Annotated in this window: 16 protein-coding genes; 6 read left to right on the top strand and 10 right to left on the bottom strand. The window is 66.4% G+C overall.

Features of this window, described 5'->3' with window-relative positions:
- The first annotated feature begins 102 nt into the window (after positions 1–102).
- Positions 103–1,566, top strand: a complete 1,464-nt coding sequence (locus ACEN8G_RS08860; protein ID WP_413414626.1) for a glycerol kinase — start codon at positions 103–105, stop codon at positions 1,564–1,566.
- Between the two features lie 16 nt (positions 1,567–1,582).
- Here ACEN8G_RS08860 and ACEN8G_RS08855 read toward each other — a convergent pair whose 3' ends face one another.
- Complete coding sequence (locus tag ACEN8G_RS08855; RefSeq protein ID WP_413414625.1) at positions 1,583–2,467, bottom strand: hypothetical protein; 885 nt, start codon at positions 2,465–2,467, stop codon at positions 1,583–1,585.
- Between the two features lie 858 nt (positions 2,468–3,325).
- Positions 3,326–5,029 carry a class I adenylate-forming enzyme family protein gene (locus tag ACEN8G_RS08850; protein ID WP_413414671.1) on the bottom strand — a complete coding sequence of 568 codons (1,704 nt, stop codon included), beginning with the start codon at positions 5,027–5,029 and terminating at the stop codon, positions 3,326–3,328.
- Positions 5,030–5,246: 217 nt separating this feature from the next.
- Between ACEN8G_RS08850 and ACEN8G_RS08845 the strand changes: the two genes are divergently transcribed.
- The 5 genes from ACEN8G_RS08845 (at position 5,247) to ACEN8G_RS08825 (ending at position 12,509) form a co-directional block, all read left to right on the top strand.
- On the top strand, positions 5,247–6,470 hold the full coding sequence (locus ACEN8G_RS08845; RefSeq protein ID WP_413414624.1) for a serine hydrolase domain-containing protein: 1,224 nt from the start codon (positions 5,247–5,249) through the stop codon (positions 6,468–6,470).
- 258 nt (positions 6,471–6,728) lie between these two features.
- Positions 6,729–8,756 (top strand): 3-hydroxyacyl-CoA dehydrogenase NAD-binding domain-containing protein, encoded by a 2,028-nt coding sequence (locus ACEN8G_RS08840; protein ID WP_413414623.1) that lies wholly within the window; start codon positions 6,729–6,731, stop codon positions 8,754–8,756.
- Between the two features lie 368 nt (positions 8,757–9,124).
- Entirely contained in the window at positions 9,125–10,282 is a 1,158-nt protein-coding gene (locus ACEN8G_RS08835; RefSeq protein WP_413414622.1) for an acyl-CoA dehydrogenase family protein, read from the top strand.
- 91 nt (positions 10,283–10,373) lie between these two features.
- Entirely contained in the window at positions 10,374–11,498 is a 1,125-nt protein-coding gene (locus ACEN8G_RS08830; protein WP_413416176.1) for an acyl-CoA dehydrogenase family protein, read from the top strand.
- Between the two features lie 117 nt (positions 11,499–11,615).
- Entirely contained in the window at positions 11,616–12,509 is an 894-nt protein-coding gene (locus ACEN8G_RS08825; RefSeq protein WP_413416175.1) for an acyl-CoA thioesterase, read from the top strand.
- Here ACEN8G_RS08825 and ACEN8G_RS08820 read toward each other — a convergent pair.
- From ACEN8G_RS08820 to ACEN8G_RS08785, 8 genes are all read right to left on the bottom strand, one after another.
- Positions 12,506–12,862, bottom strand: a complete 357-nt coding sequence (locus tag ACEN8G_RS08820) for a hypothetical protein (protein WP_413416174.1) — start codon at positions 12,860–12,862, stop codon at positions 12,506–12,508. The two genes, ACEN8G_RS08825 and ACEN8G_RS08820, sit on opposite strands and share 4 nt — an antisense overlap.
- Positions 12,859–13,575 carry a TonB-dependent receptor gene (locus tag ACEN8G_RS08815; protein ID WP_413416173.1) on the bottom strand — a complete coding sequence of 239 codons (717 nt, stop codon included), beginning with the start codon at positions 13,573–13,575 and terminating at the stop codon, positions 12,859–12,861. Before ACEN8G_RS08815 ends, ACEN8G_RS08820 begins: the two co-directional genes overlap by 4 nt.
- A 13-nt stretch (positions 13,576–13,588) precedes the next feature.
- A complete protein-coding gene (locus ACEN8G_RS08810) occupies positions 13,589–14,347 on the bottom strand; it encodes a TonB-dependent receptor (protein ID WP_413416172.1) in 759 nt (252 codons plus the stop codon).
- Positions 14,348–14,439: 92 nt separating this feature from the next.
- Positions 14,440–15,225, bottom strand: a complete 786-nt coding sequence (locus ACEN8G_RS08805) for an SDR family NAD(P)-dependent oxidoreductase (RefSeq protein ID WP_413416171.1) — start codon at positions 15,223–15,225, stop codon at positions 14,440–14,442.
- A 98-nt stretch (positions 15,226–15,323) separates the two neighbouring features.
- On the bottom strand, positions 15,324–16,091 hold the full coding sequence (locus ACEN8G_RS08800; RefSeq protein WP_413416170.1) for an SDR family oxidoreductase: 768 nt from the start codon (positions 16,089–16,091) through the stop codon (positions 15,324–15,326).
- Between the two features lie 104 nt (positions 16,092–16,195).
- Complete coding sequence (locus ACEN8G_RS08795) at positions 16,196–17,212, bottom strand: phosphotransferase family protein (protein WP_413416169.1); 1,017 nt, start codon at positions 17,210–17,212, stop codon at positions 16,196–16,198.
- A complete protein-coding gene (locus tag ACEN8G_RS08790) occupies positions 17,209–18,294 on the bottom strand; it encodes a Zn-dependent alcohol dehydrogenase (RefSeq protein ID WP_413416168.1) in 1,086 nt (361 codons plus the stop codon). Before ACEN8G_RS08790 ends, ACEN8G_RS08795 begins: the two co-directional genes overlap by 4 nt.
- Positions 18,295–18,391: 97 nt before the next feature.
- Complete coding sequence (locus tag ACEN8G_RS08785) at positions 18,392–19,675, bottom strand: acyl-CoA dehydrogenase family protein (protein WP_413416167.1); 1,284 nt, start codon at positions 19,673–19,675, stop codon at positions 18,392–18,394.
- Between the last annotated feature and the right edge of the window lie 21 nt (positions 19,676–19,696).

Here is a 19,696-nt window from a genome sequence, read left to right as displayed (position 1 = left end):
CCACCGATGCTGTCGGGTCGATCGTTCACTTCTGCCCTTCCCTTGCGCTTCGGTAACCCTAGCGTGGATTGCAACGGATGTAATCCCGGCTAGCTTGGGATTATGGGCGAGAACATCCTAGTCCTCGACGAGGGCACCACTTCCACCCGCGCGATGCTCTTCGCGCCCTCGGGCAAATGCCTGGGCAGCCACAGCGCCGAGCTCACCCAGCATTATCCCGGCCCCGGCCTGGTCGAGCATGATGCGAACGAGATCTGGCGCCGCACCCTGGAATGCGCCCATGCCATGGTCCGCGAGGCTGGCGGGCCCGAGCATATCGCCGCGATCGGCATCACCAACCAGCGCGAGACGATCGTCTTCTGGGACAAGACGACAGGGGAGCCCCTCGCCCCCGCCATCGTCTGGCAGGACCGGCGCAGCGCCGCCCTGTGCCGCGCCTGGCGCGACGCCGGCGAGGAGCCGGGCGTCCAGGCCCGCACCGGCCTGCTGCTCGATCCCTATTTCTCGGGCACCAAGATCGCCTGGGCGATGCGCAACTGGCCGCAGCTCAAGGGCGTCGGCGACCGGCTGGCGATCGGCACGGTGGAGAGCTGGCTGGTGTGGAAGCTCACCGGCGGCCTCCATGTCACCGACGCCACCAACGCCTCGCGCACCCTGCTGATGGGCCTCGGCTCAGGCGGCTGGAGCGACGGGCTGCTCGACATGTTCTCCGCGCCTCGCGAAGCCCTGCCCGAGATCGTCGACTGCGCGGGGAAGTTCGGCACGACGAAGCTGTTCGGCGGCGAGATCCCGATCTGCGGCCTCGCCGGCGACCAGCAGGCCGCAACGATCGGCCAGGCCTGCCTGGAGAAGGGTGACACCAAGGCGACCTATGGCACCGGCGCCTTCGTCCTCACCAATGCCGGCAGCGCCCCGCCCTCGTCCAAGAACCGCCTGCTCGCCACCGTGTTGTGGCAGCTGAACGGCCGGCGCACCTATGCGATCGAAGGCTCGGTGTTCGTCGCCGGCAGCCTCGTCCAGTGGCTGCGCGACTCCGTGAAGCTGATCGAGACCGCGCAGGAGACCGAGGGCCTGGCCCGCTCCGTGAAGGACAATGGCGGCGTCTACCTCGTCCCCGCTTTGTCCGGCCTCGGCGCGCCCTGGTGGGAACCCGAGGCGCGCGCCGCGATCTCCGGCCTCAGCTTCGCCGCCACCCGCGCCCATATCGTCCGCGCCGCGCTGGAGGCGATGGCGCACCAGAGCCATGACCTGAAGACTGCCTTCGCCGCCGACGGCGCCGACTGGTCGCGCCTCCGCGTGGACGGCGGCATGGTCACCAACGACTGGATCGCCCAGGACCTCGCCGACATCCTCGCCATCCCCGTCGACCGCCCCGACTTCGCCGAGACGACGGCACTCGGCGCCGCGATGCTGGCCGGAATCGGCTGCGGCATGTTCAACGGGTTGGAGGAAGCATCCAGGATGCGCGGCGCGGGGCTGACGTTCGAACCGAAGCTGGAAGCCGAAAAACGCGAGTCACGCCTCACCGGCTGGCAACACGCCATCACGGGCGTGCGAGCGCATTGAGACGCGCCCGGCTCAGCTAGAAATCATAACTGAAGCTGGGCCCTACCTGCACATCGGTGAACCGGTTGTCCGCCCGGTTCGAGAAGCGGCGGATCAGGGTCGCGCTGATATCGAAGGTAAATCCGTCCGGCAGCGAAAGCTCCGGGACAAACGTCACCTTGGTCTGCGAGAGCAGGTCCTCGCGACCGCTGTTTCCGCCCTTCCGGAATTCGGAGAGCGAGAATTGCTGCGCGAAGGTCAGCGTCCCGTCCTTGGTCGCGAGCGCAGTCCATTTCATGTTGAGGTCCGCAAACCAGCGCCGCTGCTTCGATTGGGTCGATGTACGGAACTCACCCGTCAGCGCGAGCGAGAAATTGTCCGATATCTTCGGCTTGAAACTCATCACATAGCGCTGAAGCGCATAGTTGAACGTCTCGAAGCCGGCGCCCGAGAACACAACGCGCTCCTTGAAACCCAGCGAGAACTTGCCGACACCGGCGAAGTCCCTGCTCAGGATTACCCCGCCATCGAGGCGGGTTTCGTCCAGTTCGTCCGGATCGTACGAATACAGGTCGGCGTCCGCGGCGCCACTGACCGTCAGGTCCCAACGCGGGAATATCCCCGGACGCGAATATTCGGCGGAGAAGGACGGATCGCCATAAAGCGCATCTGCCGAGCCTCCGGGCGCCCCGGCGGGATTGACGTCGAGCAGGACCGGACTGCCAACGTTGAAGGCCCAGCTTGGCTTTGCCGGCTCCTCCTCCCCTTCCTCCGCCAGGAGGGCTGCGAACAGCTGTTCCCGCGGAAGCGGAGACGGCGCCGGCGTCCGTTGAGGCGGGCGCGTGGCGCGGCGCGATTCCGACAGGTCTCCGCGATCAGTCCGGTCGGCGCGTTGCGCAAGGGCGGGCTGCGTCAGCAGCACGCACAAGACCGACATTGCCAGACAATTTCTTCTCATCCGCGCTCCCCCTTTGCGCATCCGATCCGGTTTCCGGAGAAGAATTTGCCACCCGCTGCTCGCGCTCGAAACGCTTGCACGCCGCTATGCGCGCGGCATGCTTCGAACTTGAGCTACGGAACTCGGAAATATCCCCCCGATCGCTGCGCCCGCCGGCCTGTGCCCAGGCAGGAACTGCGGTCCCCACCATTATCAGGGTCAAAATGGTTCGTTTCAACATCTATTCTGTCCAATTCGGTGATGGATTCTCGACTCCGGGATCAACGTATAAAGGGCCAGGAATGAACCAGTACTGACCGGATTTCAGGGGCAACATGGCAGCGCGGAGCCATTCGCATTTCGGGTGGTGCTGAATTCTTGATTTCACCCGGTTACCCAAGAAACATCTTCGTCTATTCCTCCACCGACCTGCGCAGCAGCGTCTCATTGACCTAAAATGGGATCACCCCTTTCTCCCATTGCGCCACCCCCCTGCCGCGCGACCGCGCGCGAAAGCCGCGTCGGCAAGCGATTGCAACATCTCCAGGCGGGGGATGTTGGAAGCGAAGGGGTCGAACCGCCAATTCACCGATCTGCTGCCAGCCAGTTCGGCCAGCCGCACCGACATCGCTGCGGGATCGGGCGGAGCGGAATCGCCGACCCGCTACATGCAGCGCGCGTCGACCGGCGGAAAAGCAGGCGCCGATTGGGTCCGCACCAGCTCCGGCGGGACCAGGGAAGCAGCCGTTACGCCAGGGAACGCCCCGCGATCGATATCCCATGGTCTCCCTTTCGGATGCGGAGCCTAGCGCAGCCCGCTTCCCCGGCCAGCGAAAATGCGGCTCAGGCCGCCGTCGCCCCCACGAACAGCGCGCGCAGGTCCTTCTTCAGGATCTTGCCATTGGCGTTCCTCGGCAGCGTATCCGCGGCGAAGCGCACCTGCACCGGTACCTTGAACCCCGCCAGCCGCTCGCGGACGAAGTCCTGCAGTTCCGCCTCGGTCGCGCTCGTGCCCTGCGCCAGGTGGACCACCGCCACCGGCTCCTCGCCCAGCGTCTTGTGCGGCACCCCGATCAGCGCCGCGTCCATCACCCCGGGGAAGGCGTAGAGCACGTCCTCGACTTCGCTCGAATAGATGTTCTCGCCGCCGCGGATGATGATGTCCTTGGCGCGATCGACGATGTAGAGGAACCCTTCCTCGTCGAGCCTGGCCAGGTCGCCGGTGCGCACCCAGCCCTCGACGAAGGTCTCCGCCGTCGCCTCGGGCTTGTTCCAATAGCCCTTCACGATCATCGGCCCCTTGGCCCAGAGCTCACCCACCTCGCCGACGGGCAACTCGCGATCACCCTCGACGGTCATGATCTTGAGGTCCGCGGTCGCCACGGGCTGGCCGGCGCTGGTCGGCCGGGTCAGGTAATCCTCGCCGCTATGCTGGGTCACCGTCGCCATCGTCTCGGTCATCCCCCAGCCATTGCCGGGCAGCGCGCCGAACTCCTCATGGATGCGCTTGACCAGCTCGGGCGCCGAGGGGGCGCCACCATAGGAGACCACTTCCAGGCTGGAGAGGTCGTAGTTGCCGCGCTCGGGATGCTCGAGCAGCTGCCAGGCAATGGTCGGCACGCCGCCGGTGGCGTTGACCTTCTCGCGCTGGATGATCTCCATCGCCTTCACCGGGTCCCAGCGGCGCATGAACACGATCGTCTGGCCGCTGGCGATCCCGCCCATCAGCGCGGCGCTGCACGCCGTGACGTGGAACAGCGGGATGACCAGCAGGCCCACCTTGTGCGGGATCGCCGCCGGCGGGATCTCGCCCCGGCGCAGCATCGCCCGCCCGGCGCTATAGCCGCTCGACAGGATGTTGGTGCAGATGTTGCGGTGCGTGCCCAGCGCGCCCTTGGGATTGCCGGTGGTGCCGCTGGTGTAGAAGATCGTCGCGTCGTCCTCGGGCGCCACCGCCACCTGCGGGAAGGGAATGTCGGGCAGGCTCGCCCAGTCGCTCCGCATGCCGATCAGCACCTCGAGCCGGCTGACCTTGCCGCCCAGCTCCTCGTCGCAGCGGCTCACCACCACGCGCTCCAGGTCGGGCAACGCGTCATAGCATTGCTTCAGCCGTGCATGCCGCTCGGCATCGACGAACAGCACCTTGGAGCCCGAATCCTTCAGCCCATATTCGAGCTCGCCGCCGGTCCACCAGGCATTGAGCGGCACGATGATCGCGCCCAGGCTCGTCGCGGCGAAGAAGATCGTCGGCCATTCGGGCAGGTTGCGCATCGCCAGCGCGACGCGGTCGCCCTTCTGCACCCCCATCTCCGCCAGCTTCTGCGCCAGATGGACGACGGCACGGTAATTCGCGTCATAGGTGACGCGCTCGTCCTCATAGATGGTGAAGACGCGGTCGCCATAAAGCCGGGCAAGCTGCGCCAGCACGCCCAGCGTCGGCGGGGCGTTCTTCCACACCCGGGTCGGCACCCCGCGAATTTCGATCTCCTCCATCTCGAAACGCGATCCGGGCGCGGTGAGCGCCCCCTTCACCTGCTCCAGCGACATGGCGGGCCATTTGGGGTCGAGCGGCACGATGGGTTCGGGGGCCAAGGCGATTCTCTCCAGCTTGTGCGGTTTATGTTTCTAGAATGTTGGGTTTGGCATCGGATGCCGTACCGTAAACAACGTTAGTGTTGATTCATCGCGCGCTCAAGGCAATAGGGGGAGCGCGTCCCGTAGAAGATGCGAGTCACCGGTTTCGAATGAGAGGTATGCCAGCCGCATGAAGATTGCCAAGCCCGAAAGTCAGGGTTTCGATGCGGCGCGGCTGGCCCGGATCGATCCGTATCTGAAGACCCGCTACCTCGACTCGGGCAAGCTGCCCCATGCCCAGCTGCTGATCGCCCGGAATGGCGAGATCGTGCATTTCTCGCACCAGGGTGCCGCCCGCGAGGGCGGCGCGCCGGTCGACGAGACCACGATCTTCCGCATCGCCTCCATGACCAAGCCGGTCACCAGCCTCGCCTTCATGATGCTGCTCGAAGAGGGCAAGCTCGCGCTCGACACCCCGGTCCACCACATCCTGCCCGAGCTGAAGGGGCTCGGCGTGTTCAAGGCCGGCGGCGTGGGCGTGCCGTTCCAGACCATTCCTACCGACGAGCCGATGCGGATGGTGGACCTGCTCCGCCACACTTCGGGCCTGACCTACAGCTTCCAGAACCGCACCAACATCGATGCCGCCTATCGCGAGGGCAGGATCGAGAACTGGCACGGCAACCTCACCCTCGACGAATTCGTCGCCGCGCTCGGCAAGATCCCGCTCGAATTCTCGCCGGGCACCGAATGGAACTACTCGGTCTCCACCGACGTGCTCGGCGCCGTGGTCGAGCGCGTCTCGGGCCAGGGCCTCGGCGACTTTTTCGAGCAGCGCATCTTCATGCCCCTCGGCATGCACGACACCGGCTTCACCGTCCCCGCCGACAAGACCGATCGCCTCGCCGATTGCTGGTCGCTGGTCCAGGGCAAGGGCCGGGTGATGTACGATCGCGGCGCCGAGAGCGCCTGGTCGCGCGAGCCGCGCCTCGTCTCGGGCGGCGGCGGCCTGGTGTCGACCGCGCTCGACTATCACCGCTTCTGCACCTTCTTCCTGAACAAGGGCGAGCTGGGCGGCACCCGGCTGGTCAGTCGCAAGACGGTCGACCTGATGACCGCCAACCACCTGCCCGGCGGCTCGGACCTCGCAACCATGTCCCAGTCGCTGTTCAGCGAGACCACCAATGCCGGCACCGGCTTCGGCCTTGGATTCGCGATCACCATGGATCCCGCCCGCTCGATGATGCCGGGCTCCCCGGGCGAATATTATTGGGGCGGCATGTTCTCGACCGCCTTCTTCATCGATCCCGTCGAGCGCATCTCGATGGTCTTTATGACGCAATTCTCGCCGTCCATGCTCTACCCGATCCGGCGCGAGTTGAAGACGCTGATCTATTCGGCATTGGCGGACTGATGAGGCTGGGGGACATGAATTGGTTCGCGCAGAGGCGCAGAGGACGCAGAGCAGGTTGTACGCCGCGCAAGCGGCAGGCCATCTGCGCGCGCTCCGCTTTTGCTGCCGCTGACGCGACGCAATTCTGTGGCCTCCTCACCCTCTCTGCGTCCTCCGCGCCTCTGCGCGAACCAAATCTTCTTCGTGTCTTCGCGCCTTCGCGTGAATCAAACTCACTCGCTCCACGCCCACGCGTGAACCGATAAACTGGAGACAAACATGACCTCCCCCATCACCACCACCCGCCAGGGCGACGTCCTGGTCATCACCTCGGACAATCCGCCGGTGAATGCGCTCGGCGCCGCGGTCCGCCAGGGAATCCAGGCGGGCATCGAGGAAGCCAAGAACGACGACAGCATCAAGGCCGTCGTGATCACCTGCGCGGGCAAGACCTTCTTCGCCGGCGCCGACATCACCGAGTTCGGCAAGCCGATGCAGGAGCCCTCGCTCCCCGTGCTGGTCGACGCGATCGAAGCGCTCGACAAGCCTGTGATCTCGGCCGTCCACGGCACCGCGCTCGGCGGCGGCTGCGAAGTCGCGCTCGCCTCGCACTATCGCATCGCGGTTCCCTCGGCGAAGTTCGGCCTGCCCGAAGTCAAGCTCGGCATCCTGCCCGGCGCCGGCGGTACCCAGCGCATGCCGCGCGTCGCGGGCATCGAAGTCGCGCTTGAAATGGCGACCAAAGGCGATCCGATCTCGGCCGAGCAGGCCAAGGCCGCCGGCCTGGTCGATCGCCTCGCGACCGAGGGCAACCTCGTCGCCGACGCCGTCGCCTTCGCGAACGAAGTGATCGGCCAGCCGGTCTCGCGCTCGTCCGAGCGTCCGGTCACCGTCGACCCTGCGGTGTTCGAATCCTTCCGCGCCAAGAACGCCAAGCGTTTCCGCGGCATGGACGCACCGAACACGATCCTCGACCTGATCGAGCAGACCGCCGGCAAGCCCTATGCCGAGGGTGTCCAGGCCGAGCGCATGGGCTTCATGAAGCTGATCATGGGCACCCAGTCCGCCGCGCTCCGCCACATCTTCTTCGCCGAGCGCAAGGCCGCGAAGATCGACGGCATCGCCGAGGACATTGCGCTGCGCGACATCAAGCGCGTCGGCGTGATCGGCGCCGGCACGATGGGTGGCGGCATCTCGATGAACTTCCTGTCGGCCGGCGTGCCGGTGACCATCGTCGAGATGGCACAGGAAGCACTCGATCGCGGCACCGGCGTGATCCGCAAGAATTACGAGGCGACCGCCGCCAAGGGCCGCATGACCGCCGAGCAGGTGGAAGGCGCGATGGGCCTGCTCAACACGACGCTCGATTTCGACGCGCTCGGCGAGTGCGACCTGATCATCGAGGCGGTCTATGAGAATATGGACGTCAAGAAGGACATCTTCGGCAAGCTGGACAAGATCGCCAAGCCGGGCGCCATCCTCGCCTCGAACACCAGCTATCTGAACATCGACGAGATCGCCGCAGCCACCTCGCGTCCGCAGGACGTGCTCGGCCTGCACTTCTTCTCGCCGGCCAACGTGATGAAGCTGCTCGAGATCGTCCGCGGCGCCAAGACCGCCGACGACGTGCTCGCCACCGCCATGGCAATCTCGAAGAAGATCAAGAAGGTCGCCGTCATCGCCGGCGTCTGCTACGGCTTCATCGGCAACCGCATGCTGATGCCGCGCCAGGTCGAGGCCAACAAGATGCTGCTCGAAGGCGCCACGCCCGAGCAGATCGACAAGGTCCATGTCGCCTTCGGCATGCCGATGGGTCCGTTCCAGATGGCCGATCTCGCCGGTGTCGACATCGGCTGGCACCGCGACCCGAACCGGATCGAGAACATCCGCGACGCGCTCGCCGCCGAGGGCCGCTGGGGCCAGAAGAAGAGCGCAGGCTTCTACGACTATGACGAGAAGCGTCAGCCCTCGAACAGCCCGCGCGTCGCCGAGCTGATCGCCGAATGGCGCGAAAAGCTGAACGTGCCGAGCCACGAGATCACCGAGGAGGAGATCGTCGTCCGCACGCTCTACACCATGGTCAACGAAGGCGCGCTGATCCTCGCCGAGAAGATGGCGCAGCGTGCCTCCGACATCGATGTTGTCTGGGTGTACGGCTATGGCTGGCCCCCGTACCGCGGCGGCCCGATGTTCTGGGCCGACACCGAGGGCCTGGCGAAGATCGTCGCCGGCCTCGAGAAGTACGGCTTCGAAGTCGCCCCCCTGCTCCGCGAAAAGGCGGAAAAGGGCGAGAAGTTCAACAAGTAAGCCAACCTCCCTCTCCCCGCTCGCGGGGAGAGGGTCGGGGAGAGGGGCAGTCGCAACGCACGACGTCCCATCCCTTCCTTGGAAGAGGAGCCAGAAATGGTTCACGCGAAGACGCGAAGACGCGAAGATTTTCATTCGCGCGGAGGCGCAGAGGGCGCGGAGAAGGTTGCCCACCGCGCACGCGGTGGCTCAACTCTGAGCCTTGCCAAAATGCCTGCCGCTAGCGCGGCATACCGCCCTCACCGCTGGCGATCCTCCTCTGCGTCCTCCGCGCCTCTGCGCGAACAATCTCACCCTCTTCGCGTCTTAGCGCCTTTGCGTGCACCCAATCTCCTCCGCGCCTCCGCGCCTCCGCGTGAGAAAATCCAATGACCGAAGCACTTGACCAATTCCGCGCCGAAACCCGCGCCTGGCTGGAGGAAAACTGCCCGACCGAGATGCGCACCCCGCCCAAGTCGGAAAAGGAAACCACCTGGGGCGGCCGCAACCCGGAATATGCGCATCCCGACCAGAAGCTCTGGATGGACCGGATGGGCGCGCGCGGCTGGACGGTGCCCGACTGGCCCAAGGAGTATGGAGGAGGAGGTCTCTCCCCCGCGGAGACCAAGATCCTCCGCGAGGAGCTGAAGCGCATCAAGGCGCGCAACCCGCTCAACAGCTTCGGCATCTCGATGCTCGGCCCGGCGCTGCTCAAATACGGCACCGAGGAACAGAAGCTCGACCATCTCCCGAAGATTGCACGCGGCGAGATCCGCTGGTGCCAGGGCTATAGCGAGCCCAATGCCGGCTCCGATCTGGCGGGACTGCAAACTTCCGCGGATGATGCGGGCGATCATTTTGTCGTCAACGGCCAGAAGGTCTGGACCAGCTATGCCGACAAGGCCGACTGGATTTTCTGCCTCGTCCGCACCGACAAGACCGTCAAGCAGGCCGGCATCAGCTTCCTGCTGTTCGACATGGCCTCGCCGGGCGTCAGCACCAAGCCGATCCTGCTGATCAGCGGCAATTCGCCCTTCTGCGAAACCTTCTTCGACAATGTCGAGGTACCCAAGGCCAACCTGCTCGGCACGCTCAACAAGGGCTGGGATGTCGCCAAATACCTGCTCGGCCATGAGCGGGAGATGATCTCGGGCTTCGGCCTCGGCGGCGCCGGCAAGGACCCGCTGGTCGAAGCCGCCCGCGCCGGGGTCGATCCGATCCTGCGCGCCCAGATCGCGCTGTTCCAGGTGCGCTCCAAGGCGTTCGCGGCGATGTCCGAGAAGTTCATCGACGAATTGAAGGCCGGCCAGGCGCACCCTGCCCAGCCCTCGATGATGAAATATTACGGCACCGAGCTGAACAAGACCCGCCACGAGCTCCAGATGGCCGCCGGCGGCAGCGACGCGCTCGAATGGGAAAGCGAGGACTCGCACCAGGGCGCCGCAGCCCGGTCATGGCTCCGCACCAAGGCCAATTCGATCGAGGGCGGCACCAGCGAGATCCAGCTCAACATCATCGCCAAGCGGATTTTGGATTTGCCCTCCTGATCGTCATCCCGGCGAAAGCCGGGATCTCAGGCGGCAAGCAAACGACATTTGGCACGAGATCCCGGCTTTCGCCGGGATGACGGAGTGAGAAATGCCCCTCTACCTCAACGACGACCAGACCATGCTCCGCGACACCGCGAAGGACTTCGTCGCCGCGGAAGCCCCCGTCGCCCATATACGCGCCCTGCGCGACGCGAACGATCCCACCGGCTTCAGCCTTGAACTCTGGAAGCAGTTCGCTGAAATGGGCTTCACCGGCATCCTGATCCCGGAAGCCGACGGCGGCCTGGGTCTCGGCCATGTCGAGGCGGGCGTGGTGCTCGAGGAGATCGGCCGCAACCTGTCGCCCTCCCCCTTCCTCGCCACGGCGGTGGCGGCGGTCGAGGCATTGAAGGGCACCGGCCATGCCGCGCGCTGGTACCCCGGCATCCTCGCCGGCGACACCGTCGCAGCGCTGGCGATCGATGAGACGCCGAAGTTCACAGGCCAGGTTTCGCTCGCCGCCGAGCGCGCGGGCAACGGTTTTCGGCTCTCCGGCGCCAAGCGTTTCGTCGCGCACGCCCATGTCGCCGACCTGATGATCGTCGCCGCGCGAACTTCCGCGGCCGGAGCGTCCAGTTCGGGACTGACGCTCTTCGTAATCGATCCGAAAACCCCCGGAATCGAGGTACGTACCGAACGTCTGGCCGACTCCAGTTTGGCCTCGCATGTCACCTTTGCGGATGTCAGTGTCGATTCCGATACAGTTCTGGGCGAAGTCGATCAGGGTGACGGCCCCCTCGCCCGCCTGCTGGCGGCAGGCCGCACCGGTGCCTCGGCCGAGCTGGTCGGCGTAGGCGGCGGCGCGATGGACATGACGGTCAATTACCTCAAGGATCGCAAGCAGTTCGGCGTCGCGATCGGCAGCTTCCAGGCCCTGCAGCACCGCGCCGCGCACCTCTACAGCGAGATGGAGGTCGCACGCGCCGCCGTGCTCAAGGCGCAGCAGCTGCTCGACGCCGGGCAGGATGCGACCGAGGCCGTCGCCGTCGCCAAGGCGATGACCGGCCTTGCCACCACGCTCGCCGTGCAGGAAGGTGTCCAGATGCATGGCGGCATCGGCATGACCGACGAGTTCGACATCGGCTTCTTCATGAAGCGCGCCCGGGTGCTGGCGGAGATGTTCGGAGACACCAACTTCCACGCCAACGCCCTGGCGGAAGCGGCGGGTTATTGATGCGAACCGCGCGCACCTCTCTTTTCGTCATACCCGCGAAGGCGGGGATCCAGAGTCGCAAAGCGCGTCGCTCCGTTACCCTGGATCCCCGCCTTCGCGGGGATGACGGTGAGAATAATGGCTGACAACACCCCCCAGCGCGCCACCGAACCCCAGGCCCTGGTCGACCAGCTCACCGCCCTGCTCGACGTCGAATGCATCGACACCGATCTCTATCGCGGCCCCCGCCAGCCCGGCGGCGTCGGCCGCGTGTTCGGCGGCCAAGTCGTCGCCCAGGCGCTACAGGCCGCCCAACGCTCGGTCGAGGACGATAAGGTCGCCCACTCCCTCCACGCCTATTTCATGCGCCCCGGGGACGAGAACCACCCGATCATCTACCGGGTCGTGCGCGATTTCGACGGGCGCAGCTTCGCCAATCGCCGGGTCATCGCGATGCAGGGCGGCCAGCCGATCCTCAACATGACCGCAAGCTTCCAGCTCCCTGCCGAGGGCCTGCACCACCAGTTCGACATGCCCGAGGTGCCCGATCCCGACAGCCTGGTGTCGGAGCGCGACCTGCGCGAGGCGATCCGCGACGAGGTGCCGGAGAAGTTCCGCCGCTTCTTCCTGCGCGCGCGCCCGATCGAGATCCGCCCGGTCAACCCGCGCAACTGGTTCAAGCCGGTCGCCCAGGAGCCAGTCCAACACAGCTGGTTCCGCGTTGTGGCACCGCTGCCCGACGATCCCTCGCTCCACCGCGCGATGCTCACCTACGCCACCGACATGACCCTGCTCGGCACCTGCATGCTCCCGCACGGGGTCAGCTGGATGACCGGCGGCGTGCAGACCGCCAGCCTCGATCACGCGGTCTGGCTGCATGAGCCCTTCCGCTTCGACGAATGGCTGCTCTACACCACGGACAGCCCCTGGGCCGGCCATAGCCGCGGCTTCAACCGCGGCCGCATCTACAGCCGCGACGGCCGGCTGGTCGCCAGTGTCGCCCAGGAGGGGCTGGTCCGGGTCAAGGGCTAGGGCGCCTCGCTCTTCACCCGGCATGCCGGCGCATCGAACAGGAAATCGCCGCACGCGGTCAGGTCGGTGTTGGCCCTCCACCATTGTGCGGCGTCCGCCCGATGCTCGGCGAGCAGCCGGATCGCCTCCGCGCTCGGCACGCGATATCCGCTGATGCGGCGGCGCGCCCTGCCGAGCAGCAGCCTTCCGAGCAGGCTCGGCCGGCGCCCAAGGCTGAGCACGCCCACCACTTCGTGCATGCCGCCATTCGGTCCCGGCGACAGCGGCAGCGCCATGCCGATCCAAGCCTCGCGCACCCAGAGCGGTGCCTCGCCGGCGGGCGTGGCGACAATCTCGACGGTCCCGGAGCTCAACGCTTGCGGACCACATAGCTGGCGGGGAGGAACAGGAAGACGTTGGTCTCTTCGGCGCGCGCCCATTCCACCGGCCGGTCGAGCCCGCTCACGTCCACGCCGCTGGTCCCGCCGAACTTGCCCGAAGCCATCGCCGCATCGGCTGCGATCAGCTCGATGATCGCGGCGCGGTACTGGTCCGGATTGACCACGCTCAGCGTGAGCCTGCCGTCCGCCCGGATCACCGTTCGCCCTGCCTTGGGCACCGACTTGAAGAAGGCCGCGATCCGATCCGCCGCCACCTTCTCCGGCGTCCCCGGTGCAAGCTTCAGCTTGACCAGGAACTCGGCGCGATCGGTATCGGGGCGCCCGTCCCCGCTGAAATAGAGATTCTCGTAATTGGCGAGCGTCAGCGGCTGCAGCACATAGTCGCCCGTCGCAAGCTCGAAGCCTTGCTTCGCGGCAGCAGCGATCATCGCGCGGATCGTCTCCTTCAGGTCCGCCCGGCGCTTCTCCCTGTCACGCTCGTCGCCCGCGACGTGGACCGATTGCACGCCGTAATCGGCGGTGCGCTTCAGCGCGACGACCGGCCGCGAGGTGGCGACGATGCCGCCATAATAGCCTGCGTCGCCGCCCCGCCGCGACCCGGTCACGATCACTTCCTGCGCCAGCGCCGGCGCGGCGATGCCGAGCAGTCCCGCTCCAATCGCCAGGATCTTGAGGATCTTGTTCATCGCTCTCTTCCGATCAGTTGCGCGGCTGCACGGTGGCGGCGGAGGGCAGGAACAGTTGCACCTCGGTCAGCCCGGCCCGCTTCCACTGCACCGGCCGATCGAGCCCGGTGACCTCAACGCCATAGCCTGCCCCGAAGCGCGCGCTGGTCGCCGCCGTGTCCTTCGCCACCAGGTCGATGATCGCGCCGCGATATTGCTCGGGGTTCACCACGCTCAGCGTCAGCTCGCTATAGGGCTTGATCTCCGCTCGTCCCACGGCGGGCACCGACTTCATGAACCGCTCGATCTTGGCCAGCGCCGCCTTGGCATCGATGCCCGGCGCCAGCGGCACCTTGACCAGGAACTTGACCAGTTCGCCGTCGAACTCGTCGTCATCGTCGATGAACACCAGTTCCTTGTAGTTGCCGGTAGTCAGCGGCTCGACCACCAGCTCACCGGTCGCCAGCAAGGTGCCCGCGCCGGCGGAAAGATCGATCGCCTTGCGCGTCATCGCCAGCACTTCCTCGCGGGCGGCCTCCTCACCGACCGTATCGCTGACGATGACGACCTGCTGCACGGCAAAGTCCGCGGTGCGCCGCAATGTCTGCACCGCCGCCGGCACAGGGATGGGCTTCACCGTCTTGTTGTCATCATCGTCATCGGGATTGAGCCTGCGCAGGCCGGTGACGATGATCTCGCCGGCCCCGCCGCCATCGTCCTCCTGGGCCATCGCCGGCGTCGCCACAGCGACGAGCAGCCCGGCCAGGATCGCGCCACGCACTATGCCCCGCATGCAGTTCCCCTCTCCTGCTTTGCATGGAAGCTGGCCTGCGTGCAGACTCGAGTCAATCGCGCTTCGATCCGCTTCGGGAGGGTCGCCGCGTCCTAGAAGGCCGGCTTGCCGAATTCCTGCCGCGTCACCGGATGGCTGGACGACAGCCCGCCATCCACCACCCAGGCCTGGCCGTTGACATAGCTCGCCGCGTCGGAAGCGAGGAACAATGCCACCCGGGCGATCTCCTCGGGCTGGCCGGCACGGCGCAGCGGGTTGAGCCGGCCGAGCTTGTCCTCCTTGCCGTTCTCACGGGCATAGGTGAAGGCACGCTCGGTCATGCCGGTCTCGATCAGCCCCGGGCAGATCGCGTTCACCCGCACACCCGATCCCGCGAACTGCTGCGCCGCGGTCTGGACGAGATTGATCACCCCCGCCTTGCTCGCCGAATAGGCCGGCCCGCCAGCGCCCGAGCGCAGCCCCGCCACGCTCGCGGTGCAGATAATGGCCCCGCCACCCCGCTCGACGATCCGCGGCCCCGCATGCTTGATCGCCAGCGCCGGCCCGATCAGGTTCACGCGCAGCACCTCCGCCCAGAGCTCGGTCGGCGTATCGAAGATGCCCGTGGCACCGCCCGAGATGCCGGCATTGGCGTAGAAGATGTCGAGCCCGCCGAAGCGCTCGACTGCGGTGGCGACCAGCCGCTCGACACCGCCCTCATCGCCCGCATCCATCCGCACCGCGAGCATGGCCTCATAGCCGGCGACGGTCTCCTCCACCGCCTCGCTCAGGTCCGCCGCGACCACCATCGCGCCGGCTTCCGCGAACGCCCGCGCCGTCGCCCGCCCGATCCCCGAACCGGCGCCGGTGACGATTGCTGTCTTGCCTGCGAACTGCATCGAAATCCCTTCCACGTGCTCCTGCGAAAGCAGGAGCTCAGGGCCACAAACGTCGCCCCCTCCACAACTCTGGGCTCCTGCTTTCGCAGGAGCACCAGCTAGATCGTCACCCCGCCATCGATCACCATCGCCTGCCCGGTCATGAACGCGCTCGCCCGGCTGGCGAGATACACCACCGCGCCCGCAATCTCCTCCGGCTCGCCGATCCGACGCAGCGGTGTGGTCGAATTGGTCGCCTTGGCACGCTCGGGATCCTCCCACAGCGCCCGCGCGAAATCAGTCCTGATCAGACCCGGCGCGATGCAGTTGACCCGCACATTGTCGGGCCCGAACTCCACCGCATAGTTGCGCGCGAGCTGCAGGTCGGCCGCCTTGGAGACGTTGTACGCCCCGATCACCGGTGATCCGCGCAAGCCTCCGATCGAAGAGATGATCACGATCGAGCCCTCGCGGCGCTCGCGCATCTCGGGTGCGACCATCTGGATCAGCCAGTGGTTGGACAGGATGTTGTTGTCGAGGATCTTGCGGAACTGGTCGTCGGCGATCCCCTCGAGCGGCCCGTAATAGGGATTGGAGGCGGCGTTGCAGATCAGCACGTCCACCCGGCTAAACACCCGCCGCGTTTCCTCGACCAGATGCCGCAGCGCTTCCTTGTCCGAGATGCTCGCCGCCACCGCCAGCGCGGTACCCGCCCCATGCTTCGCGTTGATCTCGGCCGCGACCTCGTCGCACGCGTCCTGCTTGCGGCTGGAGATCACCACCTTGGCGCCCGCATCCGCCAGCGCCTCGGCCGAAGCCTTGCCAATCCCCCGCGAGGAACCGGTGACGATCGCCACCTTGCCGGTCAGGTCGAATGGTCCCGTCATATCCGTCATCCCTAATCAGTTCTCCGGCGAAAGCCGGAGCCCAGGGTTTCTCCGCCGTCTCGCTTGTGACCCTGGGCCCCGGCTTGCCCCGGGGAACAGGAGGCCTAAGCCCCCGCCTCCCGCGCGAAGTGCCAAGCCTGCGCGACCAGCCCAGGCAGCCGCTCCACCGTCGCCGCGGCGTTGGCGGACGACGCATTGCCGTCGAGCATCCGCTTCTTGATCCCCTGCACGATCCCCGCCAGCCGGAAGAGATTATAGGCGAAGTACCAGTTGAGATCGGGCACTCCGTCCCGCTCGGTCGCCGCGCAGTAGCGCGCCACGACATCCTCGATCGTCGGGATGCCCGTCTCCGGCCCGGTGAGCCCCTTGACCCCCGAACGCCCTTCCGGCTCGGTCGCCCAGCTCATCAGGAAATAGGAGAAGTCGGCCAGCGGATCGCCGAGCGTCGACAGCTCCCAGTCGAGCACCGCCAGCACGCGCGGCTCGGCGGGCGCGAAGATCATGTTGTCGATGCGGAAATCGCCGTGCACGATGCTGGTCCGCGTCTGCTCGGGCACGGTGCGCGGCAGGAATTCGATCAGCCGCTCCATCTCGGGCAGCGGGTCGGTCTCGCTCATCCGATACTGCTTGGTCCAGCGCTCGACCTGGCGGGCGAAATAATTGCCCGGCTTACCATAACTGCCCAGCCCCACCGCCTCATAATCCACCGCATGCAGCGCCGCGAGCGTATCGACGATCGCATGATAATGCGCCGTCCGCTCGGCCGCGCTGAGGTCCGGCAGCGATCCGTCCCAAAGCGTCCGCCCCTTGACCATCTCCATGATGTAGAAGGGCGAGCCCAGCACTTCGGCGTCTTCGCAAAGCCCATAGGGCCTGGCGACCGGGAAGCCGGTCGGGTGCAACGCCGCGATCAGCGCATATTCGCGCTCCACCGCATGCGCCGAAGGCAGGATCGGCCCGAACGGCTTGCGACGCAGCACGTATGATCCCGATCCCGCATCGATCCGATAGGTCGGGTTGCTCTGCCCGCCCGGGAACTTGGTCACCGCGATCGGCCCGGCAAAGCCCGCCACATTCGCCGCTAGCCAGTCCGCCAGCTTCGCTTCGTCCAGGTCGCTCATGCGAATTCGATCACCGAGCGCACGCTGTCGCCCTTGCGCAGCTTGTCGAGTGCATCGTTCACATCCTCCAGCCTGATCCGCTCGGCGACCATCGTGTCGAGGTCGAGCAGCCCGTCGAGATACATCTGCACCAGCCGCGGCATGTCGATCGGGAAACGGGTGCTGCCCAGCAGCGAGCCCTGGATCTTCTTGCCGGTCAGGAAGGTCGGCCCCGGCAGGCTGACATTGCCGCCCGGCGCGATCATCCCCAGGATTGTCGCGGTGCCGCCGCGGCGGAGGATGTTCCAGGCGAGCTCGGCGGTGTTCGGCCGCCCGACCGCCTCGATCGCATAATGGACGCCGCCGCCGGTCAGCTTGAGCACGTCCTTGGCCAGCCCCTCGGCCATCGCATCCAGCGCATGGGTGGCACCGAGCTTCAGCGCCAGCTCGCGCTTCTCCGGCACCGGGTCGATCGCCAGGATCGTCCCCGCCCCCGCAATCTCGGCGGCATTGATCGCGGCGAGCCCGATCCCGCCCGCACCGATCACCGCAACGCTCTCCCCGGGGCGCACCCGGCTGTCGTTGAAGATCGCCCCGGCGCCGGTGATCACCGCACAACCGAGCAAGGCGGCACGGTCGAGCGGCATCTCCTTCGAGATCGCCACACAGGCGTTCTCGTGCACCAGCATCTGCTCGGCAAAGGCGGAGAGGTTGAGGAACGGCGCCAGCCCCGTCCCGTCCTCCAGCGACAGCCGCGGCTCGGCACCATTGGGACGTCGGGTCGAGGGATCGATGCACAGCGACGGCCGCCCGGTCACGCACATCTCGCAGCTGCCGCAGAACACGGTGAAGAAGGTGATGACATGGTCGCCCACCTTCAGATGGGCGACGTCCGATCCCACCGCCTCGATCACCCCCGCCGCCTCATGCCCCGGCACCGTCGGCACCGGATGCGGGAAGGCGCCGTCGACGAAATGCAGGTCCGACCGGCACACCCCCACCGCCGCGGTGCGGATCAGCACCTCGCGCGGCCCGGGCTTCGATACGCGAACCTCGGTGATCTCGAGCGGCTTGCCCGCTTCGTAGAGAACGGCTGCTTTCATCACTCTCCCCTCCTAGTGCTCCTGCGAAAGCAGGAGCCCAGAGTTACAGACGACACACCACGCGGCCCTGGGCTCCTGCTTTCGCAGGAGCAGGGGGTCAGCGCGAAACCCCGACACCCCCGCTGCTCGTCCGGTCCGCCTTGAAGTCCGCGTACTTCCCGAACTCGTTCCGCGCGATCGCCCGGGCATGCACCTCGTCCGGACCGTCCGCGAGCCGCAGCGTGCGGATGCCCGCCCAGTCATGCGCCAGGTGGAAATCACCCGACACGCCCGCGCCGCCATGCGCCTGGATCGCGTCGTCGATGATCTGCAGCGCCATTTGCGGCGCCTGCACCTTGATCATGGCGATTTCGAGCTGGGCGGCCTTGTTGCCCGCCTTGTCCATCATGTCCGCCGCCTTCAGGCAGAGCAGCCGCGTCATCTCGATATCGATGCGCGCGCGGGCGATGCGCTGCTCCCACACCGAATGGTCCGAAAGCCGCTTGCCGAACGCCACGCGCGACACAAGCCGCTTCGACATCGCCTCGATCGCCTCTTCGGCAACCCCAATCGTCCGCATGCAATGGTGGATGCGGCCCGGCCCGAGCCGACCCTGCGCGATCTCGAACCCCCGGCCTTCGCCAAGCAGCATGTTCTCGACCGGCACGCGGACATTCTCGAGTACCACTTCGCCGTGACCGTGCGGCGCATGATCATACCCGAAAACCGAAAGCATCCGCTCGATCTTCACGCCAGGCGCGTCCATCGGCACCAGGATCATGCTCTGCTGTGCATGTTTCGCAGCGCCCGTATCGGTCTTGCCCATCACAATCGAGACCGCGCAACGCGGGTCGCCCACGCCACTGCTCCACCATTTCCGCCCGTTGATCACATAATGATCGCCGTCGCGCACCATGCTGGTCTGGATATTGGTCGCATCGGACGAGGCCACCGCCGGCTCGGTCATAAGGAACGCCGAGCGGATCTCGCCCTGCATCAGCGGCCTGAGCCACTGGTCCTTCTGCGCTCGCGTGCCGTAGCGGTGGAGCACTTCCATGTTGCCTGTGTCGGGCGCCGAGCAGTTGAAGCACTCCGACGCCCAGCCGAGCCGTCCCATCTCCTCGGCGCACAGCGCATATTCTAGATTGGTGAGCTGGGTGCCCTGGAACTCGAAACTGTCGTCGACATAGGCCTGGCCCGAATGGGGCGGCATGAAGAAGTTCCACAGCCCCGCAGCCTTGGCCTCGGCCTTCACTTCCTCGATCACCGGCAGCACCTTCCAGCGATCGCCCTGCTTCTGCTGGGCGTGATAGTCGCCGTCGCGGGGCCGGATCCTGGTGTCGATAAAGGCCTTCACGCGGTCGCGGAAATAGGTCTCGCGCTCGCTCAGCGTGAAATCCATGGCGCATCCTCTCCGTTTTCT

Origin of the sequence: Sphingomonas sp. Sphisp66, assembly GCF_047324325.1 — a bacterium.
Taxonomy (GTDB): Bacteria; Pseudomonadota; Alphaproteobacteria; order Sphingomonadales; family Sphingomonadaceae; genus Sphingomonas.
This window is presented reverse-complemented; position numbering and strand designations above follow the sequence as displayed.

Excerpts from the sequence above, each read along its gene's own strand:
- ACEN8G_RS08860 (WP_413414626.1), top strand. The coding sequence starts at position 103 with ATGGGCGAGAACATCCTAGTCCTCGACGAGGGCACCACTTCCACCCGC.
- ACEN8G_RS08850 (WP_413414671.1), bottom strand. The coding sequence starts at position 5,029 with ATGTCGCTGGAGCAGGTGAAGGGGGCGCTCACCGCGCCCGGATCGCGT.
- ACEN8G_RS08845 (WP_413414624.1), top strand. The coding sequence starts at position 5,247 with ATGAAGATTGCCAAGCCCGAAAGTCAGGGTTTCGATGCGGCGCGGCTG.
- ACEN8G_RS08840 (WP_413414623.1), top strand. The coding sequence starts at position 6,729 with ATGACCTCCCCCATCACCACCACCCGCCAGGGCGACGTCCTGGTCATC.
- ACEN8G_RS08835 (WP_413414622.1), top strand. The coding sequence starts at position 9,125 with ATGACCGAAGCACTTGACCAATTCCGCGCCGAAACCCGCGCCTGGCTG.
- ACEN8G_RS08830 (WP_413416176.1), top strand. The coding sequence starts at position 10,374 with ATGCCCCTCTACCTCAACGACGACCAGACCATGCTCCGCGACACCGCG.
- ACEN8G_RS08825 (WP_413416175.1), top strand. The coding sequence starts at position 11,616 with ATGGCTGACAACACCCCCCAGCGCGCCACCGAACCCCAGGCCCTGGTC.
- ACEN8G_RS08815 (WP_413416173.1), bottom strand. The coding sequence starts at position 13,575 with ATGAACAAGATCCTCAAGATCCTGGCGATTGGAGCGGGACTGCTCGGC.
- ACEN8G_RS08810 (WP_413416172.1), bottom strand. The coding sequence starts at position 14,347 with ATGCGGGGCATAGTGCGTGGCGCGATCCTGGCCGGGCTGCTCGTCGCT.
- ACEN8G_RS08805 (WP_413416171.1), bottom strand. The coding sequence starts at position 15,225 with ATGCAGTTCGCAGGCAAGACAGCAATCGTCACCGGCGCCGGTTCGGGG.
- ACEN8G_RS08800 (WP_413416170.1), bottom strand. The coding sequence starts at position 16,091 with ATGACGGGACCATTCGACCTGACCGGCAAGGTGGCGATCGTCACCGGT.
- ACEN8G_RS08795 (WP_413416169.1), bottom strand. The coding sequence starts at position 17,212 with ATGAGCGACCTGGACGAAGCGAAGCTGGCGGACTGGCTAGCGGCGAAT.
- ACEN8G_RS08790 (WP_413416168.1), bottom strand. The coding sequence starts at position 18,294 with ATGAAAGCAGCCGTTCTCTACGAAGCGGGCAAGCCGCTCGAGATCACC.
- ACEN8G_RS08785 (WP_413416167.1), bottom strand. The coding sequence starts at position 19,675 with ATGGATTTCACGCTGAGCGAGCGCGAGACCTATTTCCGCGACCGCGTG.